This is a genomic window from Porphyromonas macacae DSM 20710 = JCM 13914 (assembly GCF_000379945.1).
GTDB lineage: Bacteria > Bacteroidota > Bacteroidia > Bacteroidales > Porphyromonadaceae > Porphyromonas > Porphyromonas macacae.
Map to the genome: position 1 here is coordinate 74,338 of NZ_KB904151.1, position 19,542 is coordinate 93,879.

General features: G+C 44.3%; 13 protein-coding genes. 7 read left to right on the forward strand and 6 right to left on the reverse strand.

The window, feature by feature from the left end:
- Window positions 1-2: 2 nt before the first annotated feature.
- The 5 genes from fimD (at window position 3) to A3GI_RS0108800 (ending at window position 8,855) form a co-directional block, all read left to right on the forward strand.
- Window positions 3-1,976, forward strand: coding sequence for a fimbrial tip adhesin FimD (fimD, locus tag A3GI_RS0108780; RefSeq protein WP_018361083.1), 1,974 nt, complete (start codon window positions 3-5; stop codon window positions 1,974-1,976).
- A 21-nt stretch (window positions 1,977-1,997) separates the two neighbouring features.
- On the forward strand, window positions 1,998-3,665 hold the full coding sequence (locus tag A3GI_RS0108785) for a hypothetical protein (RefSeq protein WP_018361084.1): 1,668 nt from the start codon (window positions 1,998-2,000) through the stop codon (window positions 3,663-3,665).
- Window positions 3,666-4,626: 961 nt separating this feature from the next.
- The gene (locus A3GI_RS0108790; RefSeq protein ID WP_115087312.1) at window positions 4,627-6,042 is read left to right on the forward strand and encodes an MltF family protein; all 1,416 of its coding nucleotides are present in this window, start codon (window positions 4,627-4,629) and stop codon (window positions 6,040-6,042) included.
- Window positions 6,043-6,048: 6 nt separating this feature from the next.
- Window positions 6,049-7,929 carry an ABC-F family ATP-binding cassette domain-containing protein gene (locus tag A3GI_RS0108795; protein ID WP_018361086.1) on the forward strand — a complete coding sequence of 627 codons (1,881 nt, stop codon included), beginning with the start codon at window positions 6,049-6,051 and terminating at the stop codon, window positions 7,927-7,929.
- Between the two features lie 17 nt (window positions 7,930-7,946).
- Window positions 7,947-8,855, forward strand: coding sequence for a TIGR01212 family radical SAM protein (locus A3GI_RS0108800; RefSeq protein ID WP_018361087.1), 909 nt, complete (start codon window positions 7,947-7,949; stop codon window positions 8,853-8,855).
- Between the two features lie 247 nt (window positions 8,856-9,102).
- Here the strand turns inward: A3GI_RS0108800 and A3GI_RS0108810 are convergent, their stop codons facing one another.
- The 5 genes from A3GI_RS0108810 to A3GI_RS0108830 all read right to left on the reverse strand — a co-directional run bounded on the left by A3GI_RS0108810 (window position 9,103) and on the right by A3GI_RS0108830 (window position 13,839).
- Entirely contained in the window at window positions 9,103-10,596 is a 1,494-nt protein-coding gene (locus tag A3GI_RS0108810) for a helicase HerA-like domain-containing protein (protein ID WP_018361088.1), read from the reverse strand.
- Window positions 10,597-10,701: 105 nt separating this feature from the next.
- Complete coding sequence (locus A3GI_RS0108815) at window positions 10,702-11,034, reverse strand: nitrous oxide-stimulated promoter family protein (RefSeq protein ID WP_018361089.1); 333 nt, start codon at window positions 11,032-11,034, stop codon at window positions 10,702-10,704.
- A gap of 11 nt (window positions 11,035-11,045) precedes the next feature.
- On the reverse strand, window positions 11,046-12,203 hold the full coding sequence (locus A3GI_RS0108820; RefSeq protein ID WP_018361090.1) for a hypothetical protein: 1,158 nt from the start codon (window positions 12,201-12,203) through the stop codon (window positions 11,046-11,048).
- Entirely contained in the window at window positions 12,200-12,826 is a 627-nt protein-coding gene (locus tag A3GI_RS0108825; RefSeq protein ID WP_018361091.1) for a ribonuclease H1 domain-containing protein, read from the reverse strand. The genes A3GI_RS0108820 and A3GI_RS0108825 overlap by 4 nt, the downstream gene beginning before the upstream one ends.
- Window positions 12,827-12,837: 11 nt before the next feature.
- Window positions 12,838-13,839 (reverse strand): tetratricopeptide repeat protein, encoded by a 1,002-nt coding sequence (locus A3GI_RS0108830; RefSeq protein WP_018361092.1) that lies wholly within the window; start codon window positions 13,837-13,839, stop codon window positions 12,838-12,840.
- A gap of 612 nt (window positions 13,840-14,451) precedes the next feature.
- Here A3GI_RS0108830 and ftsH point away from each other — a divergent pair.
- Window positions 14,452-16,560, forward strand: coding sequence for an ATP-dependent zinc metalloprotease FtsH (gene ftsH, locus A3GI_RS0108840; protein ID WP_018361094.1), 2,109 nt, complete (start codon window positions 14,452-14,454; stop codon window positions 16,558-16,560).
- A 17-nt stretch (window positions 16,561-16,577) separates the two neighbouring features.
- Window positions 16,578-17,423, forward strand: a complete 846-nt coding sequence (locus tag A3GI_RS0108845; RefSeq protein ID WP_018361095.1) for a phosphatidate cytidylyltransferase — start codon at window positions 16,578-16,580, stop codon at window positions 17,421-17,423.
- A 1,011-nt stretch (window positions 17,424-18,434) separates the two neighbouring features.
- Here the strand turns inward: A3GI_RS0108845 and A3GI_RS0108850 are convergent.
- A complete protein-coding gene (locus tag A3GI_RS0108850) occupies window positions 18,435-19,529 on the reverse strand; it encodes a TlpA disulfide reductase family protein (protein WP_018361096.1) in 1,095 nt (364 codons plus the stop codon).
- Window positions 19,530-19,542: the final 13 nt, after the last annotated feature.

Genomic DNA, 19,542 nt, shown 5'->3' on the forward strand with positions numbered 1-19,542 from the left:
AAATGAAAATTAAATTGTACTCAGTAGCACTATTGTTCCTCTTTATCGGATTGTTTAGCAACTGTATAAAAGAAGATGCAGAACCGGCAAAACAACCGACTGAAAAAAGAGCGTTTGTTTTTAATATAAACATCGGTGAACATGGCGTAAGGCAGGCAACGGAGGCCGGAGAAGATTTGTTTAATGAAAATAAGATTGAAAAACTATGGCTTTTTGCCAATAAAAAAAATCAGGCCAATCTTTTTATCGGAGCTTCTTGCGAGCCTATAGAAGGCAACAGATATAAAGTTGCCATAACAGCGGAGCAGGAGCAACAACTGAATGGCGATGTATTGGACATTTATCTGGTGGCCAATCATGATTTCAGCACGGGTGTAAAACCTGAGACTGTCGAAGCGTTAAAAGGCTATCTGCTGGAAAATAAGAACCTCAACAAGGTGCAGTTACAATCTTTTGTGATGTTCGGTGTTACGCAGAAAGCTGTGAATACAGCTCATCCCGAAAGCAAAGACCTCGGTCAAATAAGTCTCAAAAGAATCCTTTCCAAGATTCGGTTCAATATGCCGGTATTGGATTTGACCGGTTATGAATTAGAGGGCGAACCGGAGGCCAAACTTTGTAATTTCAGAACTCAAGGGTATCTCGATAAGGCAGAGAACGCAGGAAGTCTGATAAACATGGAGCAGTATTCGCTCTTAAATGAATTATACGGGAATAAGAAATGTAAGCGTTACTACTCTTTTTATTCTGAATGGAGCAATACCAATGAAAATGAAGCTCCGTATATCATGTTGGCAATAAGCCTGAAGCGAACCGGAGAAAATCAGGCAGCAAATAAGTATTATTATCGCGTACCTGTCAAAGCCTCGGAGGCCTGTTTGAAAAACAATGTGCTATATGATCTTTTTGTCACCATCGAGACACTCGGCGGGCCCGGACCTGATTCTCCTGTGACGGTTCAAAGCAGCCGGGTGAGTATAAAGGAGTGGAGTACTTATCCTGATGTGGATTCGGATATTTCTTCGCCCAAATATCTCTTGGTAGAAGAGAATAACGTTATCATGAGTGTGGTGGATAATTATCGTGTCGGTTACAAATCGTCAAGCCTCGTTACTCCACGAATAACCAAATGCTATTATCAGTATGTAAATGAACACGGTCAGGTGGTGCAGGACAATATCCCGTCCGATAACCAGTATTATCCTGTTCTTTCCACATCTGATACTCATATCTCTTTTACCGCTAAAATACAAACCAATAATGTACCTAAGCATTTTACCATAGAATTGAAGAATTCGGAGGGCTTGAAAGACAATGTGCACGTGATACAATATCCCGGTCAGTACATAGTCTATACTTTTGGTGAGAAATCGAGCTGGAGGCCCGATGGAACCCTTGCTCCGGGACTGAACAACAAGGCCATGTACCATATCGTCATATTGATACCTCCCAAAGATGGAGAGATGATTTTGGGATTTCCGAAAACTGAAACAAGATCATTTTATAGCAAGTCGGGTTCTTATTATAATAAAGAAATGGATGATGATCATATCACATCTGACTCTGAAGAAACAAAAAAAACGGTTTCTCCCTCTTTTGAACTGGCATCTCAGTTGGGTGCAACCATACCCATGTATCTTTATATAAAATGGCGTGGAACAGATTATTTGCGGTATTATGGGCCTGATAATTATGATATCCAAAGGAGTTATGCAATGCATGTGTGTGCGTCGTATACAGAAACTCGTATCGTAAACGGGAGGGAGCAAACTCTGGATGATTGGCGCTTGCCTACGGAGGCTGAGATCAGGTTGATCGACGAATTACAACATAACGGTTCTGTGAAGGCCATCATGACCGGAAAATGGTATTGGTCTGCAAGTGGTGCTGTGAAGTTGAAACAGGGAGAAGGCAATAGCTCATCAACGAGTGCCCATACCCGTTGTGTTCGAGATGTTAAGGAATATGAATTCTAACTGTTAAAAATGGATTTATCTATGAAACGATTGTTATATATTATATTACTTCCGTTGTTCCTGTTCGGTTGCGCCAAAGAGCAATCGGGAGAGCATCTTGAAGATTGTCGGGAGAAAAATCAGGTTACATTTACGGTGAATATACCCGACTATAATACTCTTCGTGCTATAGAAGAAAACGAGTCCGTTATTAAGACGTTGGAATTGTGGGTTTTCAATGAATCCGGACTGTTTCTTCAGCGTTCTGTGGCAACAGTTAGAGATGAGGGAAGTGGCAGATACAGTTTTACAGCCCGGGTAAATAAATCGATTGAAAAACGTAAAATTCACTTCGTGGCCAATTATACTTTACCGGAAGCTACCGCCACGGCCTGGATCGGACGTGATGAAAGAGAGGTTATTCCTTCCATAGAGGTAGGATTGTCTCAGCCCATTGTTATGTGGAAACGTCTGGAATTTGCATCTATTGCTGCTGAAAATCAAGATTTGGGCACTGTTGAACTATTGCGAAATAAAGGAAAGTTTATGCTGGAGGTAGCACAGACGAGCGGATTGGAAAATGTTTCTTATGCTTTGTACCGTAATCACGGTACGGGCACAATAGCGCCGTTTGCCAATGGTGTTTTTGATGAACAGGCTCTCACGCCGCTAACCTCTCATTTGGTCAGTGTTCTCGGTGATGCCGATTTTATTCCGGCCGGTCAGCCGCTTTATGCTTATGAACAATCCAATCAAAGTGATGCTCAAGTGCATCCTTATCTGATAATAAAGGCCGGGTTCAAAAACTATCCAGGCGCAGGTTTCCGCTATTTTAAGCTGGATTTGGTTAATAATGATAAGACGAAACGCTTTGATATCAAGCGTAACTGGCTGTTGAAAGTGATTCTTAAAAAGGTAAAGGATATTCCAAATGCTGGACATCAAACTTTAGCTAAAGCTTTACAGGCCATTCCCGACAACAACTTTGCCCTTTCGGAGGAGATGCAACAATATCCTTCTTTTTCCGATGGTGAAGGAGTGTTGAGGGTCGAAAAGACAAACTATGTATTATTTGCTGATGCATCGGAGTTGAAATTTCGATGTGCTTATTATCCGGATAAAAATAACACAGCCTATACGAATAACGGTTTAATTCGTGTCGAGAGGGTTAATCCTGCCGATGGTATCATTACAAATGCCGTTGTTTCTTCTGAGGGTCTGGTTTCAATTACCTTTGCCGATAATCTTGATACGCAGGGTGCCGTATTACGAACCGAAGTTATTGTAAAGGTGCAAGGTAAACCGGAATTGCAGAGAATTATACGTATTTCGATTAGAGACCATTACCGCTTTGCTTCTGTGGTCGCTAACGGTACGGAGTCTACAGACGGTTTATCGGTTCGGTGTACCGTAGCAGAAACTCAAAATGCTTCTCTTTCACTCAAACTAACTTTGCCGAACGATTTCAGCAAGATGCTTCTGCCGCTTAATTTCCGTTTTTATACCGAAAACTTTTACCCTGTTAGCGGAGGTTTGGCTTTAGGTTTCGATGGAGGGAAAACTTATTGGAATTACTTACTTACACAAATTCCTGCAAATAGAATTATTGAAGTTGGACTCAAATCCAATAAAGCCGTATCCGCTGAAGATATTAAGATCGATACTAAAAGGAATATCTTTAATCCTTTTACCATAAAAGTAAAAAACTAAAAAACTGTTTATACCGGATAAGATTGGCCTAAGGGAAGCTAAATAAAGAAAACGTGTCGGTAATTTGCCGACACGTTTTCTTTTGTGGACTCATTGACATAGGAAAAAAGTTTGCCTGTAAACCATTCGAAAATCTTTTAAGGAAGAGCTTTAGCTCGATGCTTTCTCGTGTATGTTTTTTTGAGTTTTTTCAGTACACGTCATTTTCTGCCTGATGGTTCAAAATTCTTCAGGCAAAGAAAAAAAATCCAAGTTAACTTCATTGAAAATCCGTAGCGCTACGGATTTTTATCGGTCAGGCAGAGATTTTCCCTCCAATGGAACTTTCACCATGTTGTAAATTATGGAGGCAATCTTCGTTAAGGGTTTTTATGTATTATTCTCTGTATAGCCGGGGAGTTTTTTGTTGTATGGGACTATTCTGTTGCAGAGGTTTTTTTCAAATATTTATAAGCGATTGTCGGAAATTCGAAAAGAATTGTTGTTTATCAAAGGCTTTTGACTTTAGGATGGATTGGAGAGGGAAAGGTATAAAAACAAAAATTGGTTGTCTCCCGACAACCAATCTTTTTCGTTAACCTTAAATCTAATACCATGAAAAACACATTGCAAATATAGTAACTTTTATGTTATAAAGCATACTTTTCTCAAGAAAAAGTGCATTTTTTTACAAAAAAGTTTTCAACAGTTCACCGATGCCGCATTAAATCAGACTTCTTGGAAATGAAAAAAAACAGAAAGTCAGGCTTTTGTTTGTGAAAAATCTAATTTTTACTTCATGTTTGACCTCAAGAGATTAAAAAATCAGGTGTTTTTATTGTTGAGTTGTGTCAATTCCTGTCTTCAAACTAAGAAAAATCATTTCACTGTCAGCCGCTTCGGAGGAGTTAATCTTCGTAAAGCATAAAAGTCGTTATCTTAGGGGTAATAATATACTTGAGGTTTGAATATTTCTAAAAGAATGAAACAGATACGAAGTCCGTATATGGAGATTGTGCTGCTGGCTGCTGGCTTTTTGCTCACATTCGGCGTATATTTTCTGAGTTCGAAAAAATATATCGGATACTTGAGAGATGATGAAGCCATATTCAACAGACTTCCGGATACTCTTGATATTGTTACTCTTTCCGGTTCTACCACCTATTTTACCTACAAGGATGCTCCCATGGGGTATCAGTATGAGCTGATTTCTCTTTTTGCCGATTCTCTCGAGATTCCGATTAAAATTCATGTGGCTCCGAATACGGAAACCATGTTGGATATGCTGAAACGGAAAGAAGTCGACCTCTGCATTATCCCGCAGGCTGTTACCCGCTCGGGCAGGCAGCGTTGGCGTTATACGGGGCCGGAGCAACTTTCGGGGTTGGTGCTGGTGCAGAGAAAAGTTAAAAATCCTGCAGATCGGCTGGATAAGATAACCCGTCTGGCCGGTAAACGGATTACCATTGTAAACGACCACAGATATGAAGAGCGGCTGCAGCACATTTCGGAGCAGATCGGTAGCCATATCGATGTTAATGTGCTTCAGGGAGATACTGTCACTGATGAAAGTTTGATGGGCGAGGTGGCTTTGGGAAATATAGATTATACCGTTGCAGACCAGATGTTGGCCAAGTTGGTTCGTACTTATTACAGTAATCTCGATGTGTCTTTAGAGATCGGTTTTCGTCAGAAACTTCAATGGATCGTGCGTCCCGAAGATTCGGTTTTAGCTAAAACCCTCGATTCGCTGGCGGCCGATATACCGCAAAACAATAACTATCAGTCTATTTATAAGCGTTATTTTGAATTGAGCAAAGGTGCATACCTTGCACCGGTAAAACTGATTAGAAGCGGTGTTATATCTGATTTCGACCATATTTTTCAACAGGAGGCCAAACGGCTCGTTCATTGGCCTTGGCAGCTGTTGGCCTCTATTGCTTATTTCGAATCCAATTTTACTCCGGAAATTATCGGCTGGTCGGGGGCACGTGGTTTGATGGGTATCATGCCGGCTACGGGGCGAATATACGGTGCGGATAAAGCTGCCTTGCTCGACCCCGAAGTATCCGTACGTGTTTCGGTATCCTGTCTTTTGGAGATTCGCAAATATCTTACTTCCGTTGTGGATGAAGAGCAAAAACTTAAGTTGGCTTTGGCCGGTTATAACGCCGGAGTCGGTCACTTGGCCGATGCCCGCCGTCTGGCTGAAAAGTTTGGCTACGATCCCGGTGTATGGGACGGCAATGTGGAAGAGTGCATCAAATTGAAACGGGAGCCGAAATACTACAACGACCCTGTCTGTAAGTCGGGGTACCTCCGTGGAACGGAAACGCTCAATTATGTCAATAATGTATTCGGGCGTATGAAAGTATATCAACAAAAGACCTCTAAATAGAATTATATGCTTCAGGTTGAATCTCTTGCCAAGAGTTTTGGCGAGCGTGTCCTTTTTCAGAATGTTTCATTCGGTATCGATCGCGGCGAAAAAGTAGGGCTGATTGCTCCCAATGGAGTGGGCAAAACCACCTTGATGAATATCCTTGCCGGTACCGAAATGCCGGACAGCGGGAAGATTACTTTTGAGAACGGTATTACTTGGGCTTATCTTCCCCAGCAACCTCGGTTGCCTGAAGAGGGAACTTTGCTCGATGCCTGTATAAGCCCGTTCGACCCTGTGGCGATGTTATTCAAAGAGTGGGAGAGAGCTGCTACGGCAGAGGATCATGCGGTGATGGAGCAGCTTCTGCCCCGGATGGAGGCTTTGGGAGCGTGGGACTATGAGCAGCGGTTAAGGGAGATTTTAGGAAAGCTTGGACTTACCGATACCAAACGTTCTGTGGCGAATCTGTCGGGTGGAGAAGCCAAGCGTGTAGCCTTGGCCGGAGCTTTGATCGGACAACCCGATTTGCTTATGCTGGACGAGCCTACCAACCATTTGGATCTGAGTACCATCGAATGGCTGGAGGGATACCTGAGTCGTTCTACCATGGGGTTGCTTCTGGTAACACACGACCGTTATTTTCTGGACAGAGTTTGTAACACTATTTTTGAGTTGCAGCCTGAAGGACTGTATCGTTACAAAGGAAACTACGACTATTATCTTACGAAGAAAGCCGAGCGTGAAGAGGCGGATAATGCTTTGGCCGCAAGACGCCGGAATCTGTTCAGAAAAGAACAGGAGTGGATGCGGCGGCAACCGCAGGCGCGTGCCGGTAAGGCGCAGGCGCGTATCGATGCTTTCAATGAATTGCAGGCACAGCTGCAGAAACCGCGCTGTACGAATCGTGAGATTGCTTTAGGGAGTGGTGATGTGGGACATATCGGTAATAAGATTTTTGAGGCCTGTCACTTGAGCAAGCGATTTGGTGAGAAAATTATTCTGAAAGACTTCAATTATATTTTTGCCCGCCGTGATAAAGTGGGTGTCGTAGGTCCCAACGGTGTGGGAAAAACGACTTTTATAAAACTGATTACGGGAGAGCTGTTGCCGGATGAGGGATATGTCGATGTGGGCGAAACGGTACGTTTCGGTCACTATAAGCAGCAGGCACCCGATTTTTCACCCGAAAAACGAGTGATTGACGTGGTCAAGGATATTGCCGAGCAGTTTTCTTATTCCACGGATACCGGCAGGCAGCAGTTGAGTGCATCGCAAATCCTGACCCTGTTTTTGTTCTCTCCCGAGAAGCAGTATACGCAGGTAAGAAAATTGAGCGGAGGGGAAATCAGGCGTTTATATCTCTGTACGGTGTTGGTGACGATGCCGAACTTTCTGGTACTGGACGAGCCGACTAACGATCTCGACATCGTTACGTTGAATATTCTCGAAGAGTTTTTGCAGGAGTTTAACGGTTGCGTGCTGATCGTATCCCATGACCGTTTCTTTATGGATAAGGTGGTTAACCATCTTCTGACTTTCGAGGGAGACGGTAGGATAGGCGATTTTCCGGGAAATTATTCACAATATCGGGAATATTGTGAAATGAGGGATGCCGAAGCCGAGCTTGCCGTACGTTCACAGAAAGAAAAACCGGTAGAAGAGGGTAGGCGTGACCGCACCGAAAGGCCCCGAAAGCTGAGCTATAAGGAACAGCAGGAGCTGAAAGATATTGAGAGTCTCTTGCCCGAATTAGAAGTCGAACAGCAGGAATTGGAGCAGCGGATGAGCAGCGGTACACTTTCAAATGATGAATTGATAAAAGCAGGTGAGCGCATCGGGGAGATTATCCGGAAGATAGACGAACTGATACTTCGGCAGCTGGAGCTGGAAGAGTATTCTTGAATTATCTTGAATGAGCGATGACGGAGTGGATAGAGTTTAGCGAGTTTCTGAAACGGTACTTTCCGGAAGGGAAGATGCAGAAGATTTCCATTAATGCCGGTTTTAGCTGTCCCACAAGGGACGGCTCGCTGAGTCGTGGCGGGTGTACTTACTGCAACAATAGGAGTTTCAGCCCCTCGTATGCCATGGCAGCCGATCCGGTGCATGAACAGCTTCGGCGGGGTATAGCATTCTTTAGCCGTAAGTATGCCGATATGCGCTATCTGGCTTATTTTCAATCCTATACGAGCACTTACGGAGAGGTGGAGCAGATTTGGGCGCAATATATGGAGGCACTGAATTATCCCGGAGTGGTCGGACTGATTATCGGCACGCGTCCGGACTGTATGCCCGAGGAGTTGTTAAGGCGTCTGAGAAAGCTGTCCGAACGCTTTTTTGTGATGATCGAGTATGGAGTGGAAAGCACCATAGGTCGAACTCTGGAGCGTGTACGGCGGGGGCATGACTGGGCTTGCAGTGCGGAGGCTATATGCAAAACGCATGACGCGGGTATTTTGGTGGGTGCTCATCTGATTATGGGTTTACCCGGAGAGACGGAAGAAGAATTGCTTAGCCATGCAGACCGTTTGAACGAACTGCCTCTGGATACGCTGAAACTTCACCAGCTGCAGATTATCAAGGGGACGATTATGGCACAGGAGTACAGACTGCACCCGGAACGCTTCCGCCTTTTCAGTGAGAGTGAGTATATCGACTTGTGTGTGCGTTTTGCTCTGCGCCTTCGTGACGGTATCGTTCTGGAGCGCTTCGTTTCGCAGTCTCCGCCCGAGCTGGTGCTTGCTCCTCAATGGGGTTTGAAAAATTATGAGTTTGCCAACAGGCTCCGTCATCGTCTGCGTGCTGCCGGTATTCGTGTAAAGTCATAGTCCGATTTCGGAGAAGTGAAAGATGCTGTGTCAAATTTCATTTTTGGCACAGCACCTTTTAGATACGTCAGAATGCGTGAAGTACAAGGCACTAAGATTGAGACTGAAGGGAGGATACTGATAGAGTATGTGACCGAAGCCGAATCTCGCAAGCAACGCAGTAATTTGCGCATGATGACAAACCGTCTTTGATGGGTTGTCGATATGATATTGTTTACAAATGTGGTTTACAGTATTCGTTTCGAGTTTATTTCTTGCCGAAAAGTACTCCCATGATACCGCGCGTAAGGGTGCGTGCCAAGTTGTTCCCAATCTGGCGAGACATGCTTCGACCGACATTCTTGACCATATCTTCCACAAAAGAATCTTGAGGCTTGCTTTGGGTTCTTCCGGCTGTTTCTTTCGCTTGTTGTTGTGCGGTTTTTTCTGCTTTTTTCTCTTCGGCATCCCGATGAAGACGTGCCGTTAGAACCTCGTAAGCCGATTCCCGGTCGATCTCCTGTGCATATTTCATTTGCAGGAGCGATTCGTTCATCATTTGCCGGCGTGCAGCATTATCTATGGGATCCACTTGTCCTTCGGGAGGTAATATGGATGCTCGCTCTACTATTGTCGGAGCTCCTTTTTCATCCAATACCGATATTAAAGCTTCGCCTATTTTCAGTTCTGTAATTGCCGTCTGTGTATCGAAAGCCGGGTTTGAACGAAAAGTATCCGCCGCTATTTTCACGGCCTTTTGATCACGGGGTGTATAGGCTCGGAGAGCATGCTGTATGCGATTGCCCAACTGACCGAGGATACACTCCGGTACGTCGCCCGGATTTTGTGTGACAAAATAGATACCCACCCCTTTTGAGCGGATTAATCGTACGATGCGATCTACCCGTTCCAGAAGATTTTTGGACATATCGCTGAAAAGGAGATGTGCTTCATCGAAAAAGAATACCATTTTAGGTTTCTCCGGGTCGCCTACTTCGGGCATCTGCTCGAAGATCTCGGATAAGATCCAGAGCATGAGCGTGGTATAAACTTTCGGATGGTGCATCAGTTTATCCGAAGCCAGAATATTGATGACTCCCATGCCGTTTCGGGTTTGCATAAGGTCGGCAATGTACAATGCAGGCTCTCCGAAGAAACAGGAAAGCCCTTCGGTTTCCAAACGCATGAGACTGCGCTGGATGGCACCGATGGTTGCGGGAGATATGTTGCCGTAATTATTCATGTAGTCTTTACGGTTCGTGCCTACATAGTTGACCATTTCCCTCAGGTCTTTCATGTCCAGTAACAGCAGGTTCTGATCGTCTGCAATCTTGAAAAGCAGGGAGAGTACGGCACCTTGTGTTTCGTTCAACCCCAAAAGACGTTCGAGTAACAGCGGGCCTATCTCCGAAACCGTTGTGCGCATTTTGTGTCCCTGAGCACCGAATACGTCCCAAAACTCCACCGGAGAGCCTTGGAATTTGAAGCCCTGTTCCGTCAAACCGAACTTTTCCACACGCTCCACGACACTGGACTTATTTCCACCTGCAGATGCTGTTCCCGAAAGATCGCCCTTTACATCGGCTGCGAAAACCGGTACACCCATTCGGCTGAATGTTTCTGCCAGTGTTTGCAGCGTAACGGTTTTACCCGTTCCCGTAGCCCCTGTGATAAGGCCGTGGCGATTGGCCATCTTGGGTATGATATGTATATCCTTTTGGTCTGATTTGGCTATGAAAGCCATGCCATTCTTGTCGTACATAATTAATTGAAACTTATTGGTTTACCTCTGTAAGCAAAGGTAACGAAAGAAATTTGTATCTGTTAATCTTTGATTGCGTAAGGGCGGAGGAGGTTTTCGAGTCGGTTATTTTTGCCGGCGTACTTTGCGGGTGATACCGAGGAACAGATGCCTGATGGTCAGATGCGGGTAATAGAAGAGCATTCGAGGCCCGGAGTAACGCATCACATTCCTGATGCGAATACGCATGTCTTTCCGGTAGCAATGTATCTTACAGTTACTGCAGAAAGGTTTGCTGTTTCCGAACGGACAAAGATCGAGTCGTTTGAGCGCATAATCCGAGAGTTCCTGACATTGAACGCATAGCCGGTTCTTTTGGGGATTATGATTGCCTCTGCAATAAAGTTCAATCATGCACTGCACCACCTCCTTTTCTTTATCGATATCTTTTCTTAACATATTGTTTCCGCTTAAAATGTTCCGGTATACGGCAGGAGGTAAGCATGTGCCGTCGTTTCTTTTTGTATGGGAGTGAGAGGAGTATAGCCGTCGACACCGGTTATATCCGGCAGATGCAGTTCGAGTTTGAGAGGATTGGCGGCAATATGCAGACAAAAGCGATATATTTTAGGAGCCAGGCTCAGCGTTTCGTAGATTTGATGTGCCAGTAATCCCATTGTTTGTCTTACATTTATTTCAACGCACGGGTGCAGGTGAGTATTACCGGTGTCATCTGTATGGAAGAACATATCCACTCCCAGAAAACCGTTGTAATTATTGTAAACAGAAGAAAGAAAACGCTGTTGTTTGTCTAACAAGTCGGAGAGATCTGTTTTGGCCGACCGGCATTTGCTTTCCAGAAGATTGTATAAACGGGATTGCGGAGCGAGAATATTTCCGTCATAAGCCCCATTGGTGCGTGTAATGAAATGCGATAAAGCCGTGAATACGACACCTCCCTTACCGTCGCAATACCACTCGGTTGCCCAGTTCTCGGATACATTGAGAAAAGGCTCTATGCTTATACTCCCATACTTCTTTAATGCTTTCAGCAGTTTTTCTTCAAACTGTTTTTCCACAGGCAATTCTATCGGGATAAGTCCTCTTCCCGAACCGGTGAACGGCAGTTTGGCCAGTAGGTGCGTTATTCCCTGTTTCTCGAAATTGGCCAGAGTGCATTCCATTTCTTCAGGACAAGAAATCCATACCGGTATATTTCTTGCGGGCAATCCCATGCTGTGCATACCTGCTGCGGCTAAGGCACGGTGCGAAAGTTTGGCTATATCGGTCGGAAATACAGGTGAAAGAACGTTTATGCCTTTGGCCTGCAGGCTTGATCGAATATACTCTGCCGTGTGAGGTTCTGCGCCCCACAAAGAAAGCCGGTATGTATCCGTGACCGATTCCGTGGGAATTGAATTGCCTTTATGGTCGTGTAGCGTGAATACCTCAAAAGAGCCGTTCGGTATATAGATGAGATCTTCCGGGGTTGCCTCGAACCGTGCCAGTAAGCCTAAATCCGCCATCATGCGCCAAACGATGCGCGGCGGGCTATAAGTTGCCTTTGGGGCTAAGGGTAGAGCTTCTTCATGCCCGGGATTGTAGACGAGTATGCGGGGTAATGTCATTTACGACCGAAATCTGCGGGTATTTCTCCCCAATTGGGAGTGTCCCATTTGATGATCCGATTATTGTAGGTATTGCTTTTCAGCCAGTCCTCGGCTCGAGCTATCAGGTTAAACAGCGGTTCGCTTTGCGGAGTACGCGGTATCAATGTTTTACATTTTTTGTTACGTACCCAGTTCATGGCGGTTACACTGTCCGAGTAAACAGGCATGTCCGCCCCCTGCTTTTTCAGAAAAGCCAGAGCATGTACGATGGCCAGAAACTCCCCGATATTATTCGAACCTCCTTGTAGAGGACCTATCTTGAATATTTGCTCACGATTGGCTGTTAGCACACCCCGGTATTCCACCGGACCGGGGTTACCGCTGCAAGCGGCATCTACACATAAACTGGGCAGAATAACTTTTGGAGAGAGCGTGTGTGCCTGTTGCTCCGAGCCATAGTTTTTACGGTAAAAAGCATCCGGCCCGTCTTCGTAGGCTACGCGTGCCTCGTCGTAAGTCAGGAAACTTTTATAGCGCGCTCCCTGATATCCGTTGATTTGCAGTTTACAGTCCGTCCAACTCTCATAAATACCCGGTTCCACTCCCTGCCAGACCACATACCATTTTTTCCCCCTGCCCATAGATGTTTTATTTAGTAGATACCTCCCTGATACATGCCCTGGGCAATATCTTTGGGCGACCCCTCCTCTTCGGGGTTGAACTCTGCCAACTCTTTGTCCAGCTTCCCGGCTTCTTCGGTTTTGTCGTTTTCCTCGAGCAACTGCACTAATAATTTACCCAGATAGAAATTGTGAGGCTGATCGTCGTAAGCTGCCTGTATATATTCGAGTGCCTCTGTGCGATTTGTCATCAACTCTGTAATACCCGTAAAAGCTGCCACATTGAACGGATCTATGTCCAGAGCTAATTGGTAGTATTGCATGGCTTCTTCGATATTATCGAGGCTTTTGGCTATGTGGGCACGCATCAGCGGAACCAGCTCTTCGTTGGGATTGAGTTCTTCGATTTCTTTTAAAGACTTTTCCGTATTTTCAAAATCGTTTATCCGGAGCTGGTAGCGGGCTTGGAGTACGAAAATGTCATAGAGATTTACATCGGAAAGCTCGCGGGCGCGCTTTAGCAGTTCTATGCCTTCTTCCCACTTTTCTTCGAGAGCTTTTGCTTCCGCTGCCAATTTCAGAGCAGATATTTTTTGTTCGCTTTCCTCGGCATTTTCCAGAGCCGACAAGGCATCTTGCAATGCCTCGTTGGCGGAGTTGCGAGACAGGAGGATGTTGCCTCGTTGAAGAAGCGTTAATGAGTGAGTCGGTACTTCTTCCAAAACTTTGCAGAATTGTTTCAGGGCTGAATCGATTTCTCCGGCTTGCTGGTATGCCGTACCTAAGTAATAATGTGTTTCGAAACGAGGTGCAAGCTCAATGGATTTCAGTAGAGCATTGATGGCGAAATCTATTTCGTTTATCCTGAGTGCCCGTATGGCATCGAATTTCAGCGTATCGGCCTGTCGAACGGCTTCTTTATTTTCTGTTTGTTGTGTATTTGCAGCAGTTTGTTCTCTATTGGCAGTTGTATTTTCTGTGACAGGAGAGTCATCGGAATGCTGTTTGCCGAAAATATTCTTAAAGATTTTCATTTTCTTTTTGTGTTAGCCGTATCTGTTTTCAAGGATACAAAGTAACAAAAAAGTTATTCAGAACTCATACTCCCAACGATTCGACTGAACGGATGTCGTAGAAGTCATTGGTGTTCGATAAAACTTTGAGAGGATAGAAAAGGTCTTTTGAGACTTATGATTTTGTTGTTTCAGGACATTTTTCGTATTACCGAGCCTCCATCCGAAAAGATTGTGTTTAGGAGGAACTTCTTCATAAATAGCAAAGAATTTCTCCCAATCTCTTCCGGGATGATTGGACAATAAAAGTCGACGTAACATATTCCATATTAAAAAGAACCCGGAATTTGTTCGTAAATCTCCACTCGGATGCTCCCGGCTGTTTCCTTTCTCTGTCTTTTATTCCGTCGATATTATTTCTCAAAACAAAAATCTCTTTTCTCCGCATGACATATCCGGGGAAGAAAAAGTATTGGCACGCTTATTGATAGTCTTTTTCATAAGGCAAGATGCTGGACTCTTTTTGTTAACTTTGCATAAAAATTGTCATAAAATGCAAGAACGAAAAGTGCCGTCCACTTGTTTCTTTCTCAATAAACGCTATTAAAGAAAATAAACCGCCCACTGAATTATATGGCACAAGACAACAAACCGACAAACAATAATAAAGGGAAAAAAAGACCTCTCAAATTTAATGAAATGTGGATTTACGGTATCGTATTATTGATACTCACCGCATTGTTTTTTATGGATGGCTTGAACGGTGTTTCAAAAACCATGAGCTGGAATGAGTTCCAGCAGGTGGCCATCAAGGGAGCTTTTGATAAAATAACGGTTAACAGGGATCAGAATACACTGACAGCTCAGGTTAAACCGCAAATGGTAGACTCTGTTTTCAAAGCAGGAGAGATACCGGAATCCAGACGAAAGTCAGCGGAAGTATTTACTATATCCACACAAATTCCGTCTGTTGACAAATTTTCCGACTTTTACGATCAAAACCAACTGACAGCGCAGGTCTCGTATGAGCATGACCGTTTCAATATCTGGAGTATCATTATAGGCTTCGGACCTTTCATTTTGCTTATTATCTTCTGGATATGGATGACCCGTAGAATGAGTGGAGGCGGAAATGCCGGCGGAGGCGGAGGTATCTTCAGTGTGGGAAAAAGCAAGGCCCAACTATACGATAAGAAAAACGTACATGTTACATTCGACAATGTTGCCGGTTTACATGAAGCAAAAGAAGAGGTAGAGGAAATTGTGCACTTCCTGAAAAATCCTGAGAAGTACACCAAACTTGGCGGTAAGATACCCAAAGGTGCATTGCTGGTAGGTCCTCCGGGAACGGGTAAGACGTTGTTGGCCAAAGCTGTAGCAGGAGAGGCTCACGTGCCGTTCTTTTCGCTTTCGGGTTCCGATTTCGTTGAAATGTTCGTGGGGGTGGGGGCATCCCGTGTACGCGACCTTTTCAAGCAGGCTAAGGAAAAAGCTCCGTGTATCGTTTTTATCGATGAGATCGATGCTGTCGGACGTGCTCGTGGAAAAAATGCCAACTTCGGCGGTAACGACGAACGTGAAAATACGTTGAACCAGTTGTTGACGGAAATGGACGGTTTCGGTACCAATAGCGGTGTTATCATTTTGGCAGCAACCAACCGTGCGGATATTTTGGATAAAGCTCTTTTGCGTGCCGGCCGTTTCGATAGACAAATCTACGTGGATCTGCCGGACTTGAACGACCGTAAAGAAATTTTCCTCGTACATCTCAAACCTCTTAAAATAGACAATACGGTGGATGTGGATCTGTTGGCCAGACAAACTCCGGGTTTTTCCGGGGCCGATATTGCCAATATTTGTAATGAGGCCGCATTGATCGCAGCCCGTGAAGGTCGGGATTTTGTGAACAAGGAGAACTTCATGAATGCCGTAGACCGGGTTATCGGCGGACTGGAGAAGAAAAACAAAATGACCACCGAGGAGGAGAGACGCAGTATTGCCATACACGAATCAGGGCATGCCACTATCAGTTGGATGTTGGAGTATGCCAATCCTTTGGTAAAAGTAACCATCGTGCCGCGTGGTAAAGCATTGGGGGCTGCCTGGTATCTGCCGGAAGAACGCCAGATTACGACGAAAGAAGCCCTTTTGGACCAGATGTGTGCTACCTTGGGCGGGCGTGCAGCCGAAGAACTGTTTCTGGGGCGTATATCTACCGGAGCGGCCAATGATCTTGAGCGTATCACCAAATTGGCCTATGCCATGGTGGTTTACTATGGTATGAGCGACAAGATGCCGAACGTAAATTATTACGAAATGCAAAATGACGGTTGGGGCATCAGCAAACCGTACAGTGAAGATACGGCAGAACTTATAGACAGGGAGGTGCAGGCAATTATTTCCACTCAGTACGAGCGAGCCAAGGCTATCCTCAGAGAGTATGCCGAAGGGCATCACAAGCTGGCCAATATGCTGTTGGAAAGAGAGGTTATTTATACAGAAGATGTGGAAAATATATTCGGTAAACGCCCCTGGATCTCTCGAACGGAAGAGATTATGACCAACATTCAAAGAAAGAAACCTCTTGTGGAACCAGCCGGAGAGAGAAAAGAGGAGGAAACTGGCATTACTACCGATATTGAAGAGAACGAAGCCGGAGTATCATGTGAAGGAGAGATGGACGGTGATGCCAAATCCGATTCTCCCGACAACGATACTAAGAAAACAAATGAGGAGCAATAAATAACAATACGAAATTTATGAAAGCAAGGAATCTATTCATTCGTTCTTTATCGGGCAGTGCATACGTTGCTGCCATCGTTTTTGCGATATTGATCAAAAACCCGGCCATCTATGTAGCTCTGTTCTCCTTATTTGCACTTGTGGGTATTTGGGAGTATTCCAAGCTCGCAAAAAATAACCGTACCAGACCGTTGAGGCATATCCTGGACGGCTTGGCCGCTGCTTATCTTTTTTCCGCTACGCTCTTTGCAAGCATTTCGGGGCCAGATAGAATTATGTTTGTTCCGTATATCTTCTATCTGATTTATGTCATTATCCGTGGCTTGTTTACAGAGTCCGATACATTCCCCTCAGATTTGTCGAAAACTGTTTTCGGGCAGTTGTATATTGCGGGAGGATTAAGTATGGCTAATTTTATTGCTTTCTCTAAAATCAGTTCGGACTTCACAGACTTTCAGACATATTTTCTGTTAACGATTTTTATTCTTATTTGGCTGAATGATACGGGGGCTTATCTGGTAGGCTCTTTAATGGGAAAACATAAGATGGCCAAAATCATCTCACCCAAGAAAACATGGGAAGGTTTTGCAGGCGGTGTTGTCGTTTCGGTAATCGGTGCCGTTCTGCTGGGCGACTTTTTTGTGCAAAGCCTGCAACCGTGGTATTTGTGGGCTGTATTAGGTGCTGTCGTTGCTGTGGCAGCTACTTGGGGAGACCTTTTCGAATCGCGTCTCAAACGTATTGCCGGCGTTAAGGATTCGGGCAAGATAATTCCGGGTCACGGTGGTGTTTTAGACCGTATCGACAGTCTTTTGTTTGCATTGCCGCTGTCGTATATTACCATTCAGATTGTCGGCCTTTAGCAAATACTCTTTTCCCCGGCCGGGATAGGAGTTTGTTTACCGGGGAGTTTTATCTTCCGGAGACCGAAAGTAAAGCGTCGACTGTTTAGGGAGTATTCTTGTTGCTGTACTCTGTTTATCAAGAATTTTTAAGAAAAAGATTTGAAACGCTTCTTGATAGGCTCTAATCCGTAAAAAACATTATCGAAGAGAGGGTATGCCAAAATAGAAGTTTTGGATCATCTTTGTTTTATAATTCCCGTATAAAGATTCAATGGAGGGTGTATCGAATTTATTTTCGATGCATCCTCTTTTTCTTTGAACGTGTTTTTAACATTTTAGACAGCTATTCGATATTTTTTGATAGGTCTTCTAAACAGAGGTGTTGAGTAGGCTTATTGGGCAATGTTTGGTTGTTTTTTATCGGACACCAATAGTTTTTTAGCCATTTTTGAACAGAGATTTTCAAATTAAAGATAATAGCCGGAGAAGTAAAGCCCGGCATCATCTCCCTCTTAGCCTGTCAATACCTGTCGGTGTACATCGAGTTGGATGGTTAAAATCATTTAACCTGCGAAGAGAAAAAACGTGAAGGTATCGTTTGGATTGAAGAAAAGAGCAAAGTCGATGAGTTTTACGTGGTATGAGAAGAGAAGGTGTGCGAAAGTCAGGATAGCTTGTAAGTTAGGCATAAAGAATAGGACGGTGTGTGATAATGCGCAAATTGCTGATTCCCTTGCGACATTTCTTGGTTAGGGTAATTCAGTTCGCTCCGTTGAGCCTCAGTCTTAGCACCTTGTACTTTACGCATTTTGACGCACGTGAAAGGGGCTGTGTCAAAACATGGAATTGGGAGAAGTTTCATTTCATATTGATAGTTACAACCCTTTCTAATCAAATAAAACAATCGCTATCATTGAGTTTTTAGCTCTCTGATAGCGATTATTCTTTACAAATGAAGTTGATTTAGGGAGAATGGAGTTTTGACACACCTCCCTATGGGATTATTTTATATTGGAAAGGATAGTGCTCTTAGAGCATTTTTTTCTCAGCAATAATTTCATCAAGCGTTTTTTTGATGTCTTCGCCACGGAGATCGCGTTTTACGATTTTGCCGTCAGGACCGAACAGGATGATTTGAGGAATACCCGCAATGCCGTATAATTGTGTTGCTTCTTTCTCATTCAAGATTTGAGGCCATGTTACATTCAATTCTTTAACGGCTTTAAGGTGATCTTCCATTTTATCCCATACGGCTACTCCTACGATTTCCAGACCTTTACTTTTGTATTCTTTGTAGATATTAACCAGATTGGGGATTTCGTGACGACAGGGGCCGCACCATGATGCCCAGAAGTCGACAAGCACATAGTGTCCTTTGCCAACGAAGTCACTCAGCTTAACTTCGTTGCCTTCATCGTTTACACCGTTGAAGTCACGCATGTCGGCACCCGGTTGCGTTGCAATGAGGTTTTCCTGACGTTCGATTGCATTCTTGACATTCTCGTCTGCCAATATGTACTCTCCGGCTTTTCCTTTAAGTTCGGCGAACTGTTCGGGCGTTAAATCTCCATTTAAAATCTGGATGAAGATAAGCGTTCCGATAATGTCGTTTGTATGCTTATCGAAATGCTTTAGGTTGAGGTCTTTTACATCAGCCGTGTATTTTTGGTAGATAGAGTCTATCATTTTCTCTGCAATTTTTTCATCCATTGTGGAGTCTTTTGTCAGAGGTTCGATTTTCTCTCTCATGTTTTTCTGCAAACTTTTCATCTCTTTATTGTAGCTGCTATAGGCATCGTTCAGAGGGGTACCTGTGGCTGCTTCTTCAGTTGCGTCTACTGTGATTTTACCCGGTTCCATGAATACCAAAGAGCTGAAAGTTTTTTTCATTAACACAGTTGCGTATTTTAGGGAATCTGAAACTGTACCAGTGAAAGTGAAAGCATTATTAACCACCGCTGTACTGTCGATGGCTTCTTTTCCCTTGTACAGATAAACAATTTTGCCTTCGGCTTGCAGGCTGTCGGAAAGTGTTCCGCTAATGGTGTAAGTATTAGCCGGTTGTTTGTTACATGAAGCCAATGCGAAGATGACGCCGGCTGCGAGTAAAAGCTTTTTTGCCATATTGTTGTTTTTA